Origin of the sequence: Synechococcus sp. WH 5701, assembly GCF_000153045.1 — a bacterium.
GTDB lineage: Bacteria > Cyanobacteriota > Cyanobacteriia > PCC-6307 > Cyanobiaceae > Regnicoccus_A > Regnicoccus_A antarcticus.
On the sequence record NZ_CH724159.1, the window covers coordinates 1,166,615 to 1,185,843 of the forward strand.

Here is a 19,229-nt window from a genome sequence, read left to right on the forward strand (position 1 = left end):
GCACCTACTGAAGCCGCCGGAAGCAGAGCGGCTCACGGCGCTCCAGGCCCAGGATCCAGAGACCGCCCGACAGCTCCTTCAGCCGTTTCAGAAAGAGGGTGCTGTCGCCAGTGGCGATCCACTGGGCCTTGAGAGCGGGCAAGGTCTCCTGCAGAGCCTCGATCGGCAACTCCAGCAGCAGCAGGCTGTGCTCGCCAGCCGCCCGGCGCAGCGCACCCTCCTCACTGCGCTGCCACACCCTCACCAGTAGCTCGAGCGCCTGCTGCCGGCCGACATCACCCGGATCACCATCGGCCGGCACGGGCTCAAGCAACGATTTCCCCTGCAGTGGCATCGCCCGTTGCCCCCCCTGCTCCAGCAGGGCCAGGGCGATCAGATAGGGAGCGGCAGCCATGGGATTGAACAGCGGAAGGCACTGACACAGTGGCCCCTGGAGCCACGCCAGGGACGCTGTTCGCCAGATGGACCAGTGCAACCCACGGCGATCCGTTGCCTGAAGGCCTCCTTCACGCCGACCCCACTGGCCTGGCCGCCACTTCGATCGAACCGCCGAGGGTTCAGCACTTCACCCTGGTTGCGCTTAAGGCCCGCCTGGCCCGATCGAGCGCCTCGCTGAGCTGCGTCAGCTGCAGCGGCTTGGTCAGAAAGTCGTTCATGCCCGCTTCGAGGGCCTCAGCGCGATCAGCCACCGTGGCTCCAGCCGTGAGCGCCACGATCCATGGGCGTTGCTGATCAGCGCTGTTGCGGCGGATCCGGCGAGTGGCACCCAGGCCATCAAGGCGGGGCATCTGCACATCCATCACGATCAGGTCCGGATCGAGGGAAGCGTGAAGGGACACCGCTTCCTCACCGTCGACGGCAAAGCTGACGCTGTGGCCCAGCTTGGCGAACATCAGCGCGCACACCCGGCGGTTGACGGCACTGTCTTCGGCCACAAGGATGCGCAGGGGAGGCCGGAACTCCTTGGTCAGGGAGGCGTCGGCGATGCCGTCGCCTGCAGACTCGGGGTCGGCCTCCTCATTCGTCAGTGGCGCTGCTGACGGCGCGATGGGAACCTCGAGCGCGAAGCTGAAACGAGTGCCACGCCCGAGATGGCTTTCCACAGCCAAGTTGCCCCCCAGAGCAGCAACAAGCCGCTGGGCGATCACCAGACCCAGACCTGTGCCGCCATGGAGCCGGGTGGAGGAGCCATCAGCCTGGGAAAAGGGTTGGAACAGCCGCTGAACAACCTCCGGCTCCATGCCGATGCCGGTGTCTGAAACGGTGAACTCCAGTCGAACGAACTCGGGTGCAGTGACAGGCACCAAGGCAACCACGAGCTGCACCCGGCCGTGTTCACTGAATTTGACGGCGTTGCCGAGCAGGTGGGAGAGGATCTGCAGCAACCGCTCCGGATCAGAGACGATCCAGAGGTCGTTCGACAACCGGTCCGGACGAGCCGAAGCCTGCGGAAGTTGAAACGTCAGCTCGAGCCCCTTGCCACGGGCATCAGCTGCGTGGGCCTCGATCGCCCGAACCAGCAGCGAACACAGCTGAAAAGGCCGCGGCTGCACCCTGAGACGCCCAGCCTCAATGGTCGTGAACTCCAGGATGTCGTTGAGCAAGCGGAGCAGGTTTTCTCCTGAGCACTGGATCGTCTCGAGGAATTCCCGCTGATCCTTCGATAGATCACCGTCCAGGGCCATGGCACTCATGCCGAGGATGCCGTGGAGCGGAGTTCGGATCTCATGGCTCACGCTGGCCAGAAAGACGCTCTTGGCCCGGTTGGCCTGCTCAGCCAGGATCCTGCCGCGCTCCTGCAGGGCAAGGGCCTCGACCCGTACCCGCACGGCCCGGAAGCGCCGAAGGCCCACCAACACCGAGAGCACCGAACTGGCCAGGAACCCGAGCGCAAGGGCCAGGCGCAGGGGCTGAAGCCTGGCGTTGAGGGCCTCCAGGGAGAGATCAACTCCCACCAGCCCTGCGACACGACCATCGGCCGTGCGAAAGGGTGCGTAGGCACTGAGAAAGGTGCCCCAGGAATCGGTATAGGTGTCACGGCTGGCGTCGGCCAACCCCGTGCTCAGGGCCCGCAGGACAGCCGGGGACGCATCGGGATAGGGCTGACCGGGCTGGGCGACGGGGGTGTCGTCGCCGGCATTCTTGATGTAGTAGGAGCTATCGAGCCCAAAACGCGGGGCCTGGCCCTTGGCTGAGGCCACCAGGGTGTAGGCGTAATAAGCCTCGGGCACGGCCGCGCGAAGTGCCAGCAGGGGCTCAGAGGCAACCCGGTACTCCGGAGTCCCGATCCTGTGGGCGTCAATGATTCGACCATGCAGGCGAGCATCGATGCTGGCGGCCGAAATGCCTGCAAAACCAATCAGATCGATTCGTGCCTGCTGCAGGAGCGCCCGTGAGGCCATGCGTTCGGTGAACACCAGAGCCGTCGCCGAGGCCAGAAACACCGTGGCTCCAGCCAAAAAAGCCTCCAGCCGAACGCTCCGGGAGCTCGTCGGGAGCTCGCCTTCGCGATGGAGCCAACGTAAGAACAAATCGCCTGGAGCTGGAGGCCCATCATCCTGGGTTCAGCCTAGTCGGGAGAGGTTGATCGACTGGCCCGTCCAGGAACTGCCCTGAGCCCAGCGGAGCAAGACCAGAACGGTCGGGCCTCACCGAGAATGGGGATAATCAACACACCACCAGCCAGCATGGTCAGCCAGCATGGATACCCCAGCGTCATCTCTCCTGCATGTGATCCAGCCGGTAGGAGTGCTGGATAGCGACACCGGCAAACAGCTGCGCCAGGACCTGAGCAACGCCCTCGCTGCTGGCAAGGACATGATCCTGATTGATGCCCAAGCGATCAGCTTCATGGACAGCAATGGCTTCAGTGCTCTGGTGGCCTGCCTCAAGAAAGTGCGGGAGGCCGGTCAGCGCTTGGCCTTGTGTTCACTCTGCCCTCAGCTGAAGTTGGTGCTTGAGATCACCGGGACCGATCAGATCTTCGAAGTTTATGCCGATCGAGCCAGTTTTGATCAGTCGTGCCTCTAAGTGCTGCCGGCAGAAAACCGTGCGGCTATCACCGAGGCGTCGTCTGGGAAAGAGGTGCAACCAGTGCAGGCACGAATGGCCTCAACCAACTGCTGCAGGTCCGTGCTTCCTCTGCCGATCTGCTCTCGCAGCAGCCGACGGAAATCCTCGAGTTCCCACATAGCCGCTTCAGACGTGGGGACTTCGTAGATCCCATCACTGTAGAGATAAAGAAGTGCGCCAGGTTCGATTGAGCAGGAGTGGGTCGAATAATTGATGCCCTCGAACAGGCCAATGGGCAGGCCCGGTGCTTTCAACTCCTGAAGTATATAACCCTGCTGCGCATCCGGGGTGAACAGAAGGGCTGGCGGATGACCGGCACTGGCATAGTGCAACACGGCGCTTCTCTTGTCATAAACCCCATACCAGAGCGTGAAGTATTGGTTGTTCTGCCGGTCCATCTGGAACCAGGTGTTGAGGTAGCCGAGCACAGCAGCCGGATCACCAAGATCGGCTTGGGTGAGCACGCGGGAGCGCAGAAGATTATGCACAGAGATCGATGGCAGGGCAGCCGCCAGACCATGGCCAGACACATCCAGCAAATAAAGAATCAACTGATTCTCATCCAACCAGTAATAGTCAAGGCAGTCACCGCCCAGCTGCTGGCAGGGCATGAACAGACTTTCGATGCCAACGGCACCCTCCAGGGAGGAAGGGAGGATTGAGCGGACGTAATCAGCGGCGCTGGAGAGCTCGTCCTCCAGCTTTTGCTTCTGAGCGGCAAGGTCCTGGCTCAACACCAGCAACTCATGATTGGCCTGATACAAGCGCAGGCCAGAGCGCACCCGAGCCAACAAGTCGGAAGGTTCCACCGGCTTGGAGAGGAAGTCATCGGCGCCTGCATCAAGGCCTTCGACACGCTCTACGAGCGATGAGCGTGAGGTGAGCAGGATGAAATAGATCGGCGCCAGATGCGTGTCCTGCTTGAACCGTCGGCAGACCTCCAGGCCATCCATGCCGGCCATGCTCCAGTCGCAGAGCACGAGCTGGGGCCTATGGCGACGGGCCAGCTCCAGCCCGGTTGAACCATCAGTGGCCGTCAGCACCTGGCATCCCTGCGCCTTGAGAAGGCCGCTGAGAATGTGCTGCAGAATCCGGTCATCGTCGATCAGCAGGATCGTGGTTGCCGAGCTGATGGTGGAGGTGGGATCAGAGTTCACGAGACCTTGACGTCAACTCCTGAACGACCCGCTCGGCTTCGCCCAGAACCGCCTGAACCAGAGGGGACTCCAGGGAAAACACCGCCGAGGCGGAGGAGGCCCCCGCTTCCAGGCAAGCGCAGGCCTCCGCGAGCCCCAGCGCCCCCAGGCTGGCGCTGGGGGAGCGAAGGGCATGGGCATGAAAGGCCAAAGCCCGCCGGTCAGACTGGCGGGCGGCCTCACGAATGGCCTCCAGCTGGAGCGGTGCATCCTCCAGATACATGGTGATCAGCTCAAGGATGAGTGCATCAGCCTCGGACCCACCCAGAGCACGCAAGTCCTCCCAGATCCGTTGATCGAGAACCGAGTGTGCCGTCATTGGGGCGAATCGAAGGGTGCCAGGACCGCTGATGGTGGAGTGCCTGCAGACAAGGCAGAACGACCCTGATGAAGGGATTGCCAGTGCAGAAAGCGCTGAAGACAACCCTGCAAGGCCGGAACTCTCACAGGTTTGGTCAGGAAATCCTGCATGCCTGCGGCAAGGCACTCCTGTTGCTGATCTTCGAACGCGAACGCCGTCAGCGCCACCACATAAGGCTGTGGGATCGGCAAGGCGCGCAGCTGGCGGGTGGCCTCGAGCCCATCGATGCCGGGCATCTGCAGATCCATCAACACCAGATTGAATCCCCCCTGGCCAAGACGTTCCACGGCATCCTCACCGCAGTCGGCGAATTCGGCCTGGAGACTCAGCTTGGCCAGGAGAAGTTCAAGAACCCGCTGATTGATGCGGTTGTCTTCCACAGCGAGCAGGCGGACCGAGCTGAGGTCAAGCTCAAGGGGCTGATCCAATCCCGAAGCAGACAGAGCCTCGGGCTCACTGCGTTTCAGCGGTAAGCGGACATGGAATCGACTGCCCTGGCCAAGCTGGCTCACAGCCTCGATGCTTCCCCCCATCAAGCGGCAGAGCCGATCGCAGATGGCCAGCCCCAGGCCCGTGCCATGGTGATGGCTGGCATGGGCTTGATTGTGCTCCTGGGTGAAGTCCTGGAAGATTTTAGAAAGAAAGTCTTCGGAGATTCCGGTGCCTGTATCAGCTACGACAAGGTCCAACTCGATGGCAGATGAGGTGAGTGGTCGCCAACCAATCTTGACATCAACTGAACCATGACTGGTAAACTTAATTGCATTATTGAGTAGATTGAGAACAATCTGACGAATGCGAAGACCGTCGCCAATCAGAGCATCGGGTGGATCATCACTAAAGGAGCAACGTAACTCAAGGCGCTTCGCACGCACAGCCGCATCCATCATCCGGCAGCAATCCAGAACCAGTGATCGCAGAGAGAAAGTCTCCGAGCTGATCTTCATCTTTCTGGCTTCGATCTTGGAAAGATCAAGGATGTCATTGATGAGACGAAGCAACAGCTCGGCACTGCTGTTAATGGTGTGAACAAGCTCCTGTTGCTGGCCGTCCAGGCTTGTATCCAGCAGGAGGTCGGACATGCCGATCACGGCATTGAGGGGAGTTCGGATCTCATGACTGATAGTGGACAGAAATTGCCCCATGGCACCCGTTGCTGCCAATGCTTCATCGCGGGCCAGTTGAAGTTCGAGAGTCCGGGCCGCCACATCCTGCTCGAGAGTGTCCCGGGCCTTGGTGATCTGATCCTGGGCGCGGGTGATCTCAGTGAGGTCACGGAACACAAAGACCAGAGAAGGATCGGGTTTGAGATTGACCGGTGACCACTTGACCTCGACAACCCTGCGCGGCGGCGTGGGAGTGAGGTCCCAGAGCAAGCTGCCAGGCCCAAGGCGGGCCCCATCAAGCAGATCCCGCGGTGTCTCCTGGATTCCGTCGATAAAGTGAGGGGGCAACAGGTCATCGAGAAGACGCCCCAGACTTAGCAACCTGGACTGACCAACGAAGAGATTGAAGGCCCGGTTGGTCCATTCGACACGTCCGTTGAAATCGGTCAGTACCAGCGCGTCTTCGACCGAGCTCAGAGCTGCCTCCAGACGCCCCAATGTTCTGCGAAGCTGCTCCTGAAGATCCTCTGAACTCAATGCCTCACTCCAGCGGTGTGAGGGTGGCAGCAAAGCTCCAGGTGGAGCCCTCACGCTCAGCGACGATGAAGTGCTCAGACTCAACCTCGCGAAGATCCTTGCAGACGGTCTTCAGCTTGAGCGGGTGATTGAGAACTTCAGAGCCAACACCCTCGGTAATCCTGAAACGGGAGAATCCAAGGTGGTGAGCATCCTTGAAAAAAGTGGGCAGAATCAAGCCAAGGGAGCGGCCGAGGATGTCATCAGGAAGCCATCCGTAGACTTGTTGAAAAGCCTCATTGATCTCCACAACGATGCCCTCCTGGTCGGCGCGCAGGAAGGGGAGAGCGGTGCCGCGCAATTGATCGATCGTGACTTTTTCGCTATCCAGGTCAGCCATGGTCTGATGTCAATCGGGAGATGATACTAAGAATGCTTCAGGGAGGAGCAGGAATGATGGATCAGCCACCATCAGAGGCTCAGGCTATCAGCAGAGTGCCTGAGGGTGGAGGTGGCTGATCCTCGGGCACAGATTCCTGAAGCGCAAGCCCCATGACCACCAGACCGGGCCAGTACAAATAGACAAGAATCTCAAGATTCTCGCCAAACGTGTAAAGAAACAGAATGATGACAATGCTCAGGCCAACTCGGGCCAGCTGTCGACGCGAATCCAACGCTCTGATCAGAAGATCAACGAAGCTGGCCAGCATGGGCAAAGCCAAGGCCGCAAAACCAGCGGCACCCTTGACAAAGAGCAACCCAGCCCAGGTGTGATGGGAGCCGATCGGCATCCCCTCGACCAGGTGTGGGCCCTTCTCCACAATTCCATGTCCCCAGAGGGGAGCCTCTACCTTCCAACGATAGACGGCGATACGCTTCAGTGCCATGCGAACCCGCGTGGACCCCGCCCGGGCTGATTTGAATGAATCCCAGAACTGCTCCAGACTGAGCAGAATCCAGGGAGAGAGCAGGCCCGCCAGATAACTGACGAAGCCGAGGATCAACAGCATGGCCGGCCGTGCCAGCCGGCCGAGAATAGCCGTGATCAAGGGAACGAGAACAAGGCTCAACTGGGCCAGCCTCGACTTGCAGACCAGACACATCACGACCGATCCCATCAAGCCCGCGCTTTTCCAGCGTGGATTCTTCTCCTGAAGCGAAAGCATGAAGAACACGTTGCCGACCATACCCAGTGCTGGTCCCCATGGGGTGAACAATCGCCAGCGCAGATCACCGGTGCTGCCGTCGATTTCGTAAAGGGGTACATCGAAGAACTCATTGCCCGGACCACCAATCAACCTCAGTGGTGAGACATAGAGAACCTGGGGAAGATGCAGATATGGCGTGAGCAGGAGAATAGGGGTAATCAGCAAGGTGTGCAAGCCAACAATGCAGATCGCCCGATAAATCAAAGGGGCGCGGATCCTCAGGCAGCCAGCCAGGGGATAAAGGGCCAGAGCTGCCCATCCCTTGGCCCAGCCGATCGATGATTTGATGATCATGGCGATGCCTAGATTGAAGTCGAGATGCCCGGCAAGCAGCGCCACCTCCATCAGCAGCATTCCGCCGACCCAGCACCAGAGCACCCAGGACACACGCAAGCGCTCCGAGTCAGGCGTGGATTCATCCTGGGCCAACACCTTGATCAGCAGGCAAAACAGCAACAGCCAACCGAGGACAGAGCCCACCACATAGAGCCCACCAACGACCCAGATGGGATAGATCCATGTGATGGACCACCAGACCAGGCGCTCAGGAAGATTGGTGGGCGTGATCCGATCCTGAGCTTTGGGAGCCCTCGCTGCGCCATCCAAGCCCAGGGAGGGAGCCTTCATGGGGAGATGAACTTGGACAGCTTCTTGACCCAGGGCTTGCGCACCCACAACAGCCAGAGACCAAGGCTCGAGAAGACGGAGCCGAGAACAGCCCCCGCCAGCACAAATCCCACCTTGGGAGAGGAAGATTTCTGGGGCAACTCCGGATCCACGACCATCTGGACAAGGGGATAGGCCGAGAACAGCTCGCCCTGACCCAGATCCAGCTTGGTGAGCGTGGAGGCGAAGACAGCCTCGGCGATCTGCACATCACGCTTGAGGGTGTCCAGGTTCGACTGGCGCTGGGAGAGTCGGCCCAGACGGGCTTCCAGGCTTGCAATGGCCCGATCCAGGCCCAGGATTCGGCCCTGAACACCCTGAAGGTCGGCTTGCACCGTCACCAGACCCTGCAGCAGGGTGTCGCGGCCCGAGGCCCCTGAGCTGGCCAGGGCCAGGCGGGCCAGCTCAGCCGAGGACAGTGACCGCGACAGAAGCGAACGGCTTCGACGAAGGAGCGCAGCCATCGCCGACTCCTGTCTCTTGCGTTCCTTGACCACCCGGGGATGGTTGACTCCGAAGCGCCCCGACAACACCTTGAGGGAGGCGCTGGCCTCGCTGTACTCCCTCAAGTTCTGCTGAAAGACCCCATCGTTCTGAAGCAGAAAGGCATCCGCCGCCTGAGACGAACTAAGTCCGAGATCGCGCCTCAGCTGTTGCAGACGAGCAGCGAACAGGCGCTGCTGGGCAGTGGCCTCAGCCCGCTGCTTACGGAGATCCTCGATGTTGCTGGAGAGGTTGCCAACAAGATCGTCTGAAGTGAGCCCAGACCGCGACTTGTACTGGGAGAGTTTGGTCTGGGCGAGTTCCAGCTTGAGCTGGGCCTCACTCAGAATCTTCTGGGTGGGACCCTCGCGTTGGCTGATCTCCCGGCGTCGAAGCTCATTGAGTCGCTCGGAGATCGCCTCATAAAGCGCAAAGGATTTTGCCTTCGCCAGAGCCGGAGAAGGGGCACCCACCTCGAACTGCATCAAGGTGGTGTTATCCAACAGCTTGATTCTCGGCTTCTTGAACTGATCGGGAGATAGACCCGCCAGCTTGGCGGCCCGACGCAGCACCGTATCGCTGCTGAAAATGTATTCATAGTTGGCCCGCTGATCAAAAGTGGAGCTACCCATTCCCGTTCCACTGGAGGAAGACGCCTGGCCAATTTCTGGCAGATTGACGCTCACACCACTGCTGCCACCAGGCAGAAGCAGGGCCCATGTCGTCGTGTAGACCGGGCGGGCCAAAGCCAGGTACACCAGCGACGTGATCCAGATGAAGCCATTGGCGACGAGGCCCAGGGTGGCGTAGCGGTTCCAGCGACGCTTCAGGTAGCCATGCAGCGGATGGGCCCGCAGCTTTGAAGCAATCTTCCGCGTTGCTGCCTGCATCAGAAGAACGTGCGAATCAGTGTTCCTGGCAGGATCACATCCGACAACGTCCTCATGACATCGCGGATGGATGTCACGGTAGAGTCAAAGCACGCTACCGAGTCGTTGGCCATCAGATAAGGGTTGTTAGCATCATTGGTGGAGGCCTGCATCAGTTCATGAATGCCTCGCTCCAGCACTGAAGTTTTGCCGGTGAGCTCGTTGGTTGTGACCAGAATCGCTCGACGACCCGCATTCGTGCCTCTGGTGCCACCGACGCAATTGGCGGCGACGACAGCCTGGGAAAACCGTGATCCATAGGAAAACGACGTGGCATCCCGACTGATCCCCGAGATCGAGTTTCCAGTCGCCGGAACCGTAAGGTTTGAGAGGAAGATCTTCACACCGACTGGGGTCACCTGTGAAGGCCTGACAATCAGGTTATTGACAACTCCGGTATCAGGAACGATCACCTGATCACCGGCGATCAGGGGGACATCATCAAAGGGTTCCCCATTGAAGATGCCGCTGAGGTTTAGGGTTCGCTGCTTCCCAGCCCGGATCAGCTGGATGGCCGTGATGTCAGCCGTTGGCTTGAGACCACCGGCCTGGCGCAGGGCGACAGAAAGGTAGCGATTGGTGGGATTGTTGCCGCTGATTTGAACCGGAGGTTGGGTGAGCTCAGCATCGGACAATTCGTTGATCAGGACACGGCCAGGCAGGAATGTGGCCCCACGCACGAACACCTGGGCAGGGGCCCACTGGATGACGTTCACACTGACGCGCAGGAACGAGGGCTGGAAGTAGCCACCCGAGAGCAGGGCCTGGGTGATCGAATGCTGGAGTGCGCTGGGCTCCAGTCCAGCAGCACTCAGGGGAGGCAGGTAGGGAATCTCCAGATTCCCGTCCTGATTCACCTCGTAAAGTCCGCTGAACTCCTCTCCATCCGGAATGCTCAACTTGAGCCGATCCCCTGGAGACAGGGGCAGCGCCCGGCCGGGACCTGCCAGACACATGCCCATGCCGGCAGCCAGGAGAGCGACAATCGCCGCAGCCGCAGCAGAACAGCGAGGCCAAAGACGCAGCTGAAACCAATCCTTGTGGAGCATCGGCAGGTGATCTGTCACTTCGGATGATGCAGGTCCTGCACCGTCATGACCCAACGGCTTTGACCATGTTAAGCATGATCACAAGTCCATCGCTGTCCATGCCCTGTCCCGCAAGGCGCGTTTCCACCACGGCGAAGGAACTGGAGCGATGGAGACGTCCACATGGAGACATCCAAGACTTGGCACGATGCTAGATTTTGTGGCAACAACAAAACTCTGCCATGCCGGTGGGTCCTTCAAACTCCCACCGTGCAGCAGCCCATGAGCAGCGCCAACACCATGTTGCTGGATTGCTGAAAGCAATCAACGGTTACCTGATCTTGCTCTAATCATGGCTAACCGCATTGGGTTGATCAACACCTACTCAACCCTGAACATCGGCGATGCAGCCATCTACAGCGCCCTGGCCAGCATGGTGGAGCCCGCAGAGGTGGTGGCCCAAGTTCAGGACATTGAACCACTGCCGGTCCCTGGTGTCAGCTTTCCGGCCGAACTCGGCTCCTGTGATGCCCTGATCAGTGTCGGTGGCGACATCTTCAACAACGGCAGAGAGTGGCTGATCACGCGCACTTTTCTGCAAAATCTCAAGCAGCTCCGTCATGATCCGAGCCACACGGTTCTGTTCGGCCAATCCATCCCAAGGTCATGCCATGGGCTGAGCTTCCAGGCCCTGGTGTTGTGCCTGAAGCGTCTGGCGGGCGTGTGCGTCCGCGATGCCGAAAGTCACCGGCGCCTGCGCCAGGCCGGCGTGAAAGCGATCCTCTCCTACGACGCAGCCTTTGCCCTGACCCTTCATCCCCGCGCCGAAGCCGAGGCCAGCCGCCTGTTCCGTGATGCCGGGATCGAGCCGTCACGGGCAGCCCTGCTTTCGGTGCGGGGCTTCGACAGGATGTATGTCCACAACCCTGCAACCTTTCAGGACCAACTGGTGGAACTCAGCCAGCTCCTGCTGGGACGGGGCCTCCAGCCCGTGGTTCTGATCCAGTCCAAGGCCTATGGGGCCGACAACGACCTGGCCGTGGCCCAAGCCCTGACCGAGCGGGTCCCCCAGCTGGCCAGCTTCAATCCCTTTCAGGAAGGTTCGGGTCTGGCTGGCTGGCAACTGGTGATGGGTGCCCTCAAGCTGGCGAGCCTGACTGTGGCCGTTCGCTATCACACAGCCGTGCTCGCCCTGGCCGCCGGACGGGTGCCCTTCAACCTGCATTACTCCAACAAGGGGCGCGACCTCAGCGAGCGACTGGGAGTGGTTGGCTGTGGTCTCGAGAGCTTTGAGCCCTCTACCCAGCTGGAGACGATTCTTGAGTCCGGACAGCGCCGCTTCAACGATGGAGAGATCCGCCGCCAGGTGCGTCACGACCTGCGGCAGATCCTGGATCCTGTCCTGGACGGTCGCTGGTGAGAGTCCTTCACATCCTCGCTGGCCAGGGCATGGGCTGGAGCGGCGGCATCGCCTCCACCCTCGAGAGTCTCTCCCGATCCCGCTTGGGGGAGTGGGTCACGTTCGAGTGTGTGGGCCGTGAGGACGCCCGACGCCGAATCCGGGACTGGCGCCCGCACCTGATCGTGCTGCATCGCGCCAGCTCCTGGCGCGGCCTGACGGATCTGGCCGCCCTGGCTGGGCCCCGGCGCGTCCTGATCGAGCACCATTACAGCCAGGGTTTCGAGCAGCACCAGGTCCCCTCGAAGCGGCGATTCCGCAGCATGCTTCGCCTCACCTACGGCGCCATGGACCGGGTCGTGGCCGTTTCCGAGGGACAACGGCAATGGATGCGAGAGGCCCAGCTGGTGGGCGACAGTCGTCTGCGCTTGATCCGCTCCAGCCGTGATGTGGCCCCCTTCCTCGCGGTGCCGCTGCCCGGCCCGGCCCCCAGGCCACTGCGGCTGGTGGCCTTCGGACGCCTGAATGAACAGAAGGGATTTGATCTGTTGATCGAGGCCGTGCGCCAGCTGCCGGCCGGCAGCGTGCAACTGCGGCTGGGGGGAGAGGGACCGCTGCGCTCCAGTCTCGAGCAGCGGGCCGGCGGCGATCCAGCCATCCAGTTGGTGGGCCGCGTCGACGATGTGCCCGGCTTTCTGAGCCAGGCCGATGCTGTGGCGATTCCCTCCCGCTGGGAACCGTGGGGCAATGTCTGCCTGGAAGCGAGAGCGGCGGCGCGTCCCATCCTGGTGCGGGCGGTGGATGGCCTCCAGGAGCAGGCCCAAGGTTGTGGCCTCGCGGTCGAGAGCGACGAACCTTCGGCCTGGGCCGCCGCCATCGACGTGATGGCGGCGGCCAGCGACGAGCAACGCCTGACCTGGGCACGGCATGGCCGCTCAACCGCCGTCTCCGCCTGGGACAACTTCGTGTGCGCCTGGGAAACGCTGCTTGGGGAGTTCCGATGAGCTGGCAGGCCACGCTCCGGACCCGCTTTCAAGGCTTGCGCGCACGGCTGGCCGGCGACCGCTTCGTGCGCAACGTGGGTTGGATGGGGCTCTCGGAGCTTGGGATTCGGGTATCGCGCCTGCTGGCCACGATCATCCTGGCCCGCCTGCTCACTCCGGAGGATTACGGGCTGGCCGCCATCGTGCTCACCACCCATGAATTCATCCGGGTGTTCACCCGCAACGGCATCGGCGACAAGCTCGTTCAGGCCGATGCCACCGACGTGGAGGAGCTCTGCGTCACGGCCTACTGGCTGAACTGGTTGCTGGGCGGGGGCCTGTTCCTGATCCAGACCATCGGCTCCTTCGCCGTGGCCCGCTTCTTCGGCAACCCCAAACTGATCATGCCGATCATGGCGATCGGTTGCACCTATCTGATCTATCCCCTGGCCATGGTTCAGACGGCCCTGATTCGCCGCGAGAACCGTCTGAATGTGTTCAGCCTCACCAACCTCGCCCAGGTGGTGACCGACAACCTGCTCACCGGTGGGCTGGCCCTGATGGGGCTCGGCATGTGGGCCATCGTTCTGCCCAAGCTGCTGGTGGCACCGATCTGGGTGCTGATGATGTACAGGTACCAGGCCTGGCGGCCGGTGCAGGCCTTCACGATCCGCCACTGGCAGCGGATTCTGGGCTTCGGCAGTCGCATTCTCGGCGTCGAGTTGCTCAACACGCTGCGCGAGAATATCGACTATCTGCTGATCGGTCGCTTCCTGGGCCTGGCCCCGCTGGGTGTCTACTACTTCGCCTTCAATGCGGGCCTGGGCCTGAGCCTGAGTGCCGTGAATGCGATGGGGGTTTCGATGTACTCCGACCTCTGTGACGTGCGCTCCGACCCAGGAGAACTGCAGAGGCGTTTCAACCGCAACCTGCGCACCACCGCCCTGGTGATCGGTCCCTTGGTGGCACTCCAGTCCAGCCTGGCGCCGCTCTACGTGCCGATCGTGTTTGGTGCCCAATGGGTGGAGCGGGGGGCAGTACCGGTGCTGATCCTGATCTGTCTCTCGGCCCTCTCCAGGCCCTTCGCCAACGCCGCCTCGATGCTCTTCCGTGCCGTGGGCCTCCCCCAGGTGGATCTGCGCTGGAACCTGATCTTCACCGTCCTGCTGGCCCTGGCGATTCTGGTGGGAACCGGCTGGGGGATTCTCGGGGTGGCCGTGGCAGTGATGGTCACCCACCTGGTCCTTCAGCCCCTGTATCTGGTCTGGGCCAGGCGGTTGCTGCATTCCCCCGGCCGGGAGCTGGCCTGATGCTGAGCCAAGCTCAAGGGGAGCCCATGGTGTCGGTGGTGATTCCAGCCTTCGACGCCGAGAGTTCATTGCCGGCGACGATTGCCTCTGTGCAGGCCCAGACCTGGAGCGACTGGCAGCTGCTGGTGGTCGATGACGGCTCCAGCGACGGCACCGCCGACTGCGTGCGCCGGCTGCAGGCCGGCGACGGGCGGCTGGGGTTGATCTGCGCCCCGAACAGGGGGGTTTCGGCCGCCCGCAATCTTGGGGTGGCCCGCAGCCGGGGCCCGATCGTGGCCTTCCTCGACGCCGATGACCTCTGGCATCCCACCAAGCTGGAGCGACACCTGGAACAGTTCCGGGCCGAACCTCGCCTGGGGGTGAGCTTCGCCCGCGTGGAGGTGCTCAGCCCCGAAGGTGTGCCCACCGGCCAGGTGTCGAGCTCAAAACTTCGCGATCTTCGCGCCGAGGACTTTCTCTCGGAGAATCCCACCACCACCACCTCCAACTGGGTGGTGCGGCGCCTCGTGCTGGAGGAGGTGGGGGGCTTCCTGGAATCGATGAGTTACAGCGAAGACCTGGAATGGCTGCTGCGGGTGCGCTGCTGCACGGCCTGGGAGATCGCAGGAGTGCCCGAAGTACTCACCGGCTACCGCACCAGTGTGGGTGGACTCTCGGCCCAACTCGCGCGAATGGAGTCCGGCTGGGAGCAGATGGTGGAGCAGGCGCGCCGCTATGCCCCGGATCTGGTGGAGAAGCATCTGAATCAGGCCCGTGCGCTTCAGTTGCGCTACCTGGCTCGCCGTAGTCTTCGTCTGCGCTCAGCGGCCGCCCAGGGATCCGACTACATGGCACGGGCCCTGCGCTCCGATCCCGCCCTGCTCTGGAAGCAACCCCGGCGCACCTGGCTGACCTGGGGGGCTGTCCTGCTCAGGGCCTGGATCAGCCGAGCGCTGGCTGCCCTCGGCGTCCGGAGGGGCCAGCCATGACCGATCCGCTCGTCTCGGTGATCATTCCGCTCTACAACAGCGCGGCCACCGTGGGCGCCACGCTCGAATCGGTGATCGCCCAGACCTATCCCCATCTGGAGATCCTGGTGGTCGACGATGGCTCCACCGACGCCGGGCCCGCCATCTGCCGGGAGTTCATCGATCCAAGGCTGAGGATCCTGCAGCAGCGCAACAGGGGACTCGCCGGGGCTCGCAACACGGGAATCCGCCAGGCCAGCGGAGTGTTTTGCGCCTTCCTTGACAGCGACGACCTGTGGCTGCCCGAGAAGATCCAGCGGCATGTGGATCACTTCCGGCATCGGCAGGAGGTGGGGGTGAGCTTTTCTCGTTCCGGCTTCATCAATGAAGACGGGTCGCCACTCGGGATCTATCAGATGCCCCAGTTGAGCGCGATAACGCCTGAGCTGATCTTCTGCCGCAATCCAATCGGCAATGGCTCGGCGGTGGTGATCCGCCGGGAGGTGCTGGAGGCCATTCGTTTCCAGGCCAATCTCTATGGCGAACCCGAAGATTTTTACTTCGATGATTCCTTCCGCCAGTCGGAGGACATTGAGTGCTGGTTGCGGATCGCCCTGCAGACCAACTGGCGTTTCGAGGGTCTGCCGGAAGCGCTGACCCTCTACCGGGTCAATGCCGGTGGCCTCTCCGCCAACCTCGAGCAGCAGTACGCCGCCTGGGAGCGAGTCCTCACCAAGACCGCCATCAGTCATCCGGGCTTCATCGCCCGCTGGGGCCCCAGGGCCAGGGCCTACCAACTGCGCTATCTCGCTAGGCGCGCAATCCGGCAACGGCAACCCGCACTGGCGGTGCAGCTGATGCACCAGGCTCTCGCCAGCCACGTCAGAATCCTGCTGGAAGAACCCCGCCGCACGCTGATCAGCCTGGGGGCGGCCTATCTGCTCTGGCTGCTTCCTGATTGGCTGTATCGCCGAATGGAATCCAGCATGATCAGACTCACGGGATCGAGCCAGGAGCGAAGGATGCGCCAGGACGCTCGTCCGGGAGATAGCGCAACAGGCGCCGGCGGAGCAGAACCATGACCATCCTGCTGGTCTGCTCCTCCGGGGGTCATTTCAAGGCTCTGCAACAACTCAGACCCTTCTGGGGAGAGTATCCACGGCTGTGGGTGACCTTCCGCACGGCCACCACGGAGCAGGAGTTGCAGGGGGAAGCGGTGCGCTGGGCCTTCAGCCCCACCAACCGCAACCTGCCCAACCTGCTGAGGAATCTGGGGTTGGCACTGGGGATCCTTCGCCGGACACGTCCCACCCTGATCCTCTCCACAGGGGCCGGGGTTGCCGTTCCCTTTCTCCTGCTGGGCCGCCTGTTCGGCAGCCAGGTGGTGTTCATCGAATCGATCACCAGGATCCACAGCCTCAGCCTCTCGGCGCGTCTGGTCAGGCCCTTTCTGCATGTGCTCTACGTGCATTGGCCTCAGCTGCAGAGCCGCTATCCCCGGGCTGAGCTGATTTCGGATCTGGTGCTGGAGCCGGCGGAACGGGCGGTTTCAGGCCTGGATGGAGTGATTCGATGATCTTCATCACCGTGGGCACCGAGCAATACCCCTTCAACCGGCTGATGCAGTGGATCGAGATCCTGCTCGAAGCGGACTTGATCCGGGAAGAGGTGGTCGTTCAGTACGGCACCTGCACAACATTGCCCAGTGGAGCCACGGTGTATCGGATGCTCAAGGAGGACGCGTTCCGTGAGCTGATCGAGCGCTCGCGGCTGGTGATCGCTCACTGCGGTGAAGGAACCGTGCTGTTGCTCGATCAGCTGAGCAAGCCTTACATCCTGGTGCCACGATCCCAGCGTTTTCAGGAACATGTCGATGATCACCAGGTGGAACTGGCGATGGCCCTGGCCCAGATGGACGTGCCGATCGGCTGGTGCCCCGGCGATCTGGTGCGTTTCCTGGAGCGGCCCAGACACGCTTCGATCAGCGATCTCTCCGAGCACTCCGCCCAGGTGCTCTCAGCCAGCCTGCAACGGCGTTTCGCCGGGCGGCTCACCACCGCCGACGGTCGCCATGAGCGCCACAGCGGAGCCTGAAGATCCATGGAACCTCCGACCAAACCCAATCCCTGTGGCCTCTGCCAGCGCCACGGCACCTTGCTGATCCAGCTGCCACCCCGGCTCACCGTGGCCGAAGCCGTCCAACTGCGCGATGACCTCCCCAGCTGGCTCTCGGCGCCGGAGTTGAAGGCTGTCGTGCTCGACTTCGGCCACACCGTGGTGATCGACAGCAGCGGCATCGGTGCGCTGGTGGGCGCCATCAAGCTGGCCCAGGCACGCTCCCTCCCCCTCAAGGCCTGGAGCGTGAACCATCAGGTTCGCCTGGCCCTTGCGATGACGGGGCTGGAGTCGCGTCTGCCGATCACCGACCACACCGACGCTGTCGTGGCCACTCCCGGACGCCGGGAGGATCGACGACCACCGCAGACCCACCCCTCCGTGCGCTCGCACACCAAGAGGTTGATCGACATCGCTGGCGCCCTGGTCGGACTGTCGATCACGGCCGCGCTGTTCGTGCCGATTGCGATTGCCATTCGCTGGGACAGTCCGGGTCCGATCCTGTTTTCTCAGGTTCGTTGCGGCTGGATGGGGCGTCGCTTCCGCATCTGGAAGTTCCGCTCGATGGTGGCTCAGGCCGAGGCCCTCAAGAGCAGCGTGGCCAACCAGGCGGATGGGGCCTTCTTCAAGAACGAGAACGATCCGCGCATCACCCGGGTGGGCCGAATCCTGCGCAAGACCAGCCTTGATGAGCTGCCTCAGTTCTGGAATGTGCTCATCGGTGACATGAGCCTGATCGGCACCCGCCCCTCCACTCCGGATGAAGTGGGGCTCTACGACGTGCCTAACTGGCAGCGTTTCGATGTCAAGCCAGGGCTCAGTGGTGAATGGCAGGTGAGCGGACGTTCTTCGATTCGCCGTTTCGAGGATGTGATTGCCCTGGATCTTCGTTATCAGCAGAACTGGAGCCTGCTCCATGATCTGAAGCTGATCCTGAGAACGATCCTTGTGGTCTTCAGTCGTAAGGCTGGCGGGATGTGATCGCCATGGCGAGCGCCAGCCCCAGCCATCGGGAGTCCTTTCTGGTTCCCAGTCAGCTCGATGGCGTCGGCGAGGTTCTCGCACGTTTCGAGCGCCTGCGCTCGGCGCAGATCAACGACACCCTCTGGGTGGAGGGCCAGACCGCCTTGATGGAGGGCTTCACCAATGCGGTCCGGCATGCCCACCGCGACCTCTCGCCGCCTCCACCGATCGCCATTGAGCTCTCACGCTCCAGCGTTGAACTCCGCATCCAGATCGACGACCACGGCCCGGGCTACGACATGGAGGAGGCCTGGCGCCAGCTCGACAGGGAACAGGCGAGCAGCGACTACGACCCACTGGAGCGGGAGGCCCACTGGGGCCTGGTGCTGCTGCGGCAGCTGCAACGGCAGCGTGGCTGGCAGATCACCTACCAACGACGGAGAGAGCAGGGCTACCGGTTGTCGATCAGCCATCGGATCGATCCGCTGCCCTCTCAGGCGCCGTCGGGGGCCGGTAGCGGAGGCTGAAGCGCGACGGAGACCTGAAGGCGGGATGCAGCCACGACCAGCGGGTCCAGATGAACAGGTAGTAATTGGTGTGGTCAGGACCCACTCCCCAACCATGGGCGACGGCATCACCCCAGAGAATGCTGTCGCCCATGAGCTGCTGGCGCTGGCTGGGCGACAAGTTGGCCAGATCGCCCCCGAACAGGATGCGCCGGCCGCGATACAGGAGCATCGGCTGAAGATCACTCCCTGGCGCCGCATCAGGGACGCGGAACCAGACCTTCTTGCTCTTGTGCAGCATCCAGAAGGACCAGGAGCTCGATCGGGGCCTGTGGCCGTAGCGATCGCTGAACACCAGTCCAGGGCGCACCACATCCTGGGCCGAGGGAAGAGTGAGGGCCACTGCCGGATGGTGCTGCTGGGCCTCCTGGGTCCGGTTCA

The 19,229-nt window shown here is 62.2% G+C and carries 20 protein-coding genes; 10 read left to right on the plus strand and 10 right to left on the minus strand.

Going from position 1 to position 19,229, the window contains the following annotated elements; genetic code table 11:
• Positions 1-4: 4 nt before the first annotated feature.
• Together WH5701_RS06830 and WH5701_RS15710 are read right to left on the minus strand one after the other, a co-directional pair.
• Positions 5-394: a hypothetical protein gene (locus tag WH5701_RS06830; RefSeq protein WP_006171393.1), complete on the minus strand. Its 390-nt coding sequence runs from the start codon at positions 392-394 to the stop codon at positions 5-7.
• 163 nt (positions 395-557) lie between these two features.
• The gene (locus WH5701_RS15710; protein ID WP_006171394.1) at positions 558-2,459 is read right to left on the minus strand and encodes an ATP-binding protein; all 1,902 of its coding nucleotides are present in this window, start codon (positions 2,457-2,459) and stop codon (positions 558-560) included.
• Positions 2,460-2,700: 241 nt separating this feature from the next.
• On the opposite strand from WH5701_RS15710, the gene WH5701_RS06840 reads away from it, so the two are divergent.
• On the plus strand, positions 2,701-3,030 hold the full coding sequence (locus tag WH5701_RS06840; RefSeq protein ID WP_037979734.1) for an STAS domain-containing protein: 330 nt from the start codon (positions 2,701-2,703) through the stop codon (positions 3,028-3,030).
• Here WH5701_RS06840 and WH5701_RS06845 read toward each other — a convergent pair.
• From WH5701_RS06845 to WH5701_RS06875, 7 genes are all read right to left on the minus strand, one after another.
• Positions 3,027-4,229 carry a SpoIIE family protein phosphatase gene (locus WH5701_RS06845; RefSeq protein ID WP_006171396.1) on the minus strand — a complete coding sequence of 401 codons (1,203 nt, stop codon included), beginning with the start codon at positions 4,227-4,229 and terminating at the stop codon, positions 3,027-3,029. The two genes, WH5701_RS06840 and WH5701_RS06845, sit on opposite strands and share 4 nt — an antisense overlap.
• A complete protein-coding gene (locus WH5701_RS06850; RefSeq protein WP_006171397.1) occupies positions 4,219-4,587 on the minus strand; it encodes an Hpt domain-containing protein in 369 nt (122 codons plus the stop codon). The genes WH5701_RS06845 and WH5701_RS06850 overlap by 11 nt, the downstream gene beginning before the upstream one ends.
• Complete coding sequence (locus WH5701_RS06855; protein WP_156776587.1) at positions 4,584-6,272, minus strand: ATP-binding protein; 1,689 nt, start codon at positions 6,270-6,272, stop codon at positions 4,584-4,586. The genes WH5701_RS06850 and WH5701_RS06855 overlap by 4 nt, the downstream gene beginning before the upstream one ends.
• Positions 6,273-6,276: 4 nt before the next feature.
• Complete coding sequence (locus WH5701_RS06860; RefSeq protein ID WP_006171399.1) at positions 6,277-6,651, minus strand: PAS domain-containing protein; 375 nt, start codon at positions 6,649-6,651, stop codon at positions 6,277-6,279.
• Positions 6,652-6,730: 79 nt separating this feature from the next.
• Positions 6,731-8,086, minus strand: a complete 1,356-nt coding sequence (locus WH5701_RS06865; protein ID WP_006171400.1) for a hypothetical protein — start codon at positions 8,084-8,086, stop codon at positions 6,731-6,733.
• Complete coding sequence (locus WH5701_RS06870; RefSeq protein ID WP_006171401.1) at positions 8,083-9,498, minus strand: hypothetical protein; 1,416 nt, start codon at positions 9,496-9,498, stop codon at positions 8,083-8,085. Before WH5701_RS06870 ends, WH5701_RS06865 begins: the two co-directional genes overlap by 4 nt.
• On the minus strand, positions 9,498-10,586 hold the full coding sequence (locus WH5701_RS06875) for a polysaccharide biosynthesis/export family protein (RefSeq protein ID WP_006171402.1): 1,089 nt from the start codon (positions 10,584-10,586) through the stop codon (positions 9,498-9,500). The genes WH5701_RS06870 and WH5701_RS06875 overlap by 1 nt, the downstream gene beginning before the upstream one ends.
• 331 nt (positions 10,587-10,917) lie before the next feature.
• Between WH5701_RS06875 and WH5701_RS06880 the strand changes: the two genes are divergently transcribed.
• From WH5701_RS06880 to WH5701_RS06920, 9 genes are read left to right on the plus strand one after another with little or no spacing between them, the layout of a single operon-like run.
• Positions 10,918-11,985: a polysaccharide pyruvyl transferase family protein gene (locus WH5701_RS06880; RefSeq protein ID WP_037979737.1), complete on the plus strand. Its 1,068-nt coding sequence runs from the start codon at positions 10,918-10,920 to the stop codon at positions 11,983-11,985.
• Entirely contained in the window at positions 11,982-12,968 is a 987-nt protein-coding gene (locus WH5701_RS06885) for a glycosyltransferase family 4 protein (protein WP_037979740.1), read from the plus strand. Before WH5701_RS06880 ends, WH5701_RS06885 begins: the two co-directional genes overlap by 4 nt.
• 35 nt (positions 12,969-13,003) lie before the next feature.
• Complete coding sequence (locus tag WH5701_RS06890) at positions 13,004-14,257, plus strand: lipopolysaccharide biosynthesis protein (protein ID WP_232201802.1); 1,254 nt, start codon at positions 13,004-13,006, stop codon at positions 14,255-14,257.
• The gene (locus tag WH5701_RS06895; RefSeq protein ID WP_006171406.1) at positions 14,257-15,225 is read left to right on the plus strand and encodes a glycosyltransferase family A protein; all 969 of its coding nucleotides are present in this window, start codon (positions 14,257-14,259) and stop codon (positions 15,223-15,225) included. Before WH5701_RS06890 ends, WH5701_RS06895 begins: the two co-directional genes overlap by 1 nt.
• Positions 15,222-16,286: a glycosyltransferase family 2 protein gene (locus WH5701_RS06900; protein WP_006171407.1), complete on the plus strand. Its 1,065-nt coding sequence runs from the start codon at positions 15,222-15,224 to the stop codon at positions 16,284-16,286. The genes WH5701_RS06895 and WH5701_RS06900 overlap by 4 nt, the downstream gene beginning before the upstream one ends.
• Positions 16,283-16,780 (plus strand): PssD/Cps14F family polysaccharide biosynthesis glycosyltransferase, encoded by a 498-nt coding sequence (gene pssD, locus WH5701_RS06905; protein WP_006171408.1) that lies wholly within the window; start codon positions 16,283-16,285, stop codon positions 16,778-16,780. Before WH5701_RS06900 ends, pssD begins: the two co-directional genes overlap by 4 nt.
• Positions 16,777-17,298 carry a glycosyltransferase gene (locus tag WH5701_RS06910; protein ID WP_006171409.1) on the plus strand — a complete coding sequence of 174 codons (522 nt, stop codon included), beginning with the start codon at positions 16,777-16,779 and terminating at the stop codon, positions 17,296-17,298. Before pssD ends, WH5701_RS06910 begins: the two co-directional genes overlap by 4 nt.
• Before the next feature lie 6 nt (positions 17,299-17,304).
• Positions 17,305-18,300 carry a sugar transferase gene (locus WH5701_RS06915; protein WP_006171410.1) on the plus strand — a complete coding sequence of 332 codons (996 nt, stop codon included), beginning with the start codon at positions 17,305-17,307 and terminating at the stop codon, positions 18,298-18,300.
• Between the two features lie 5 nt (positions 18,301-18,305).
• Entirely contained in the window at positions 18,306-18,809 is a 504-nt protein-coding gene (locus tag WH5701_RS06920) for an ATP-binding protein (RefSeq protein ID WP_156776588.1), read from the plus strand.
• Here the strand turns inward: WH5701_RS06920 and WH5701_RS06925 are convergent.
• The coding region (locus WH5701_RS06925; protein WP_006171412.1) for a hypothetical protein at positions 18,748-19,229 on the minus strand (482 nt) is incomplete at its 5' end. The two genes, WH5701_RS06920 and WH5701_RS06925, sit on opposite strands and share 62 nt — an antisense overlap.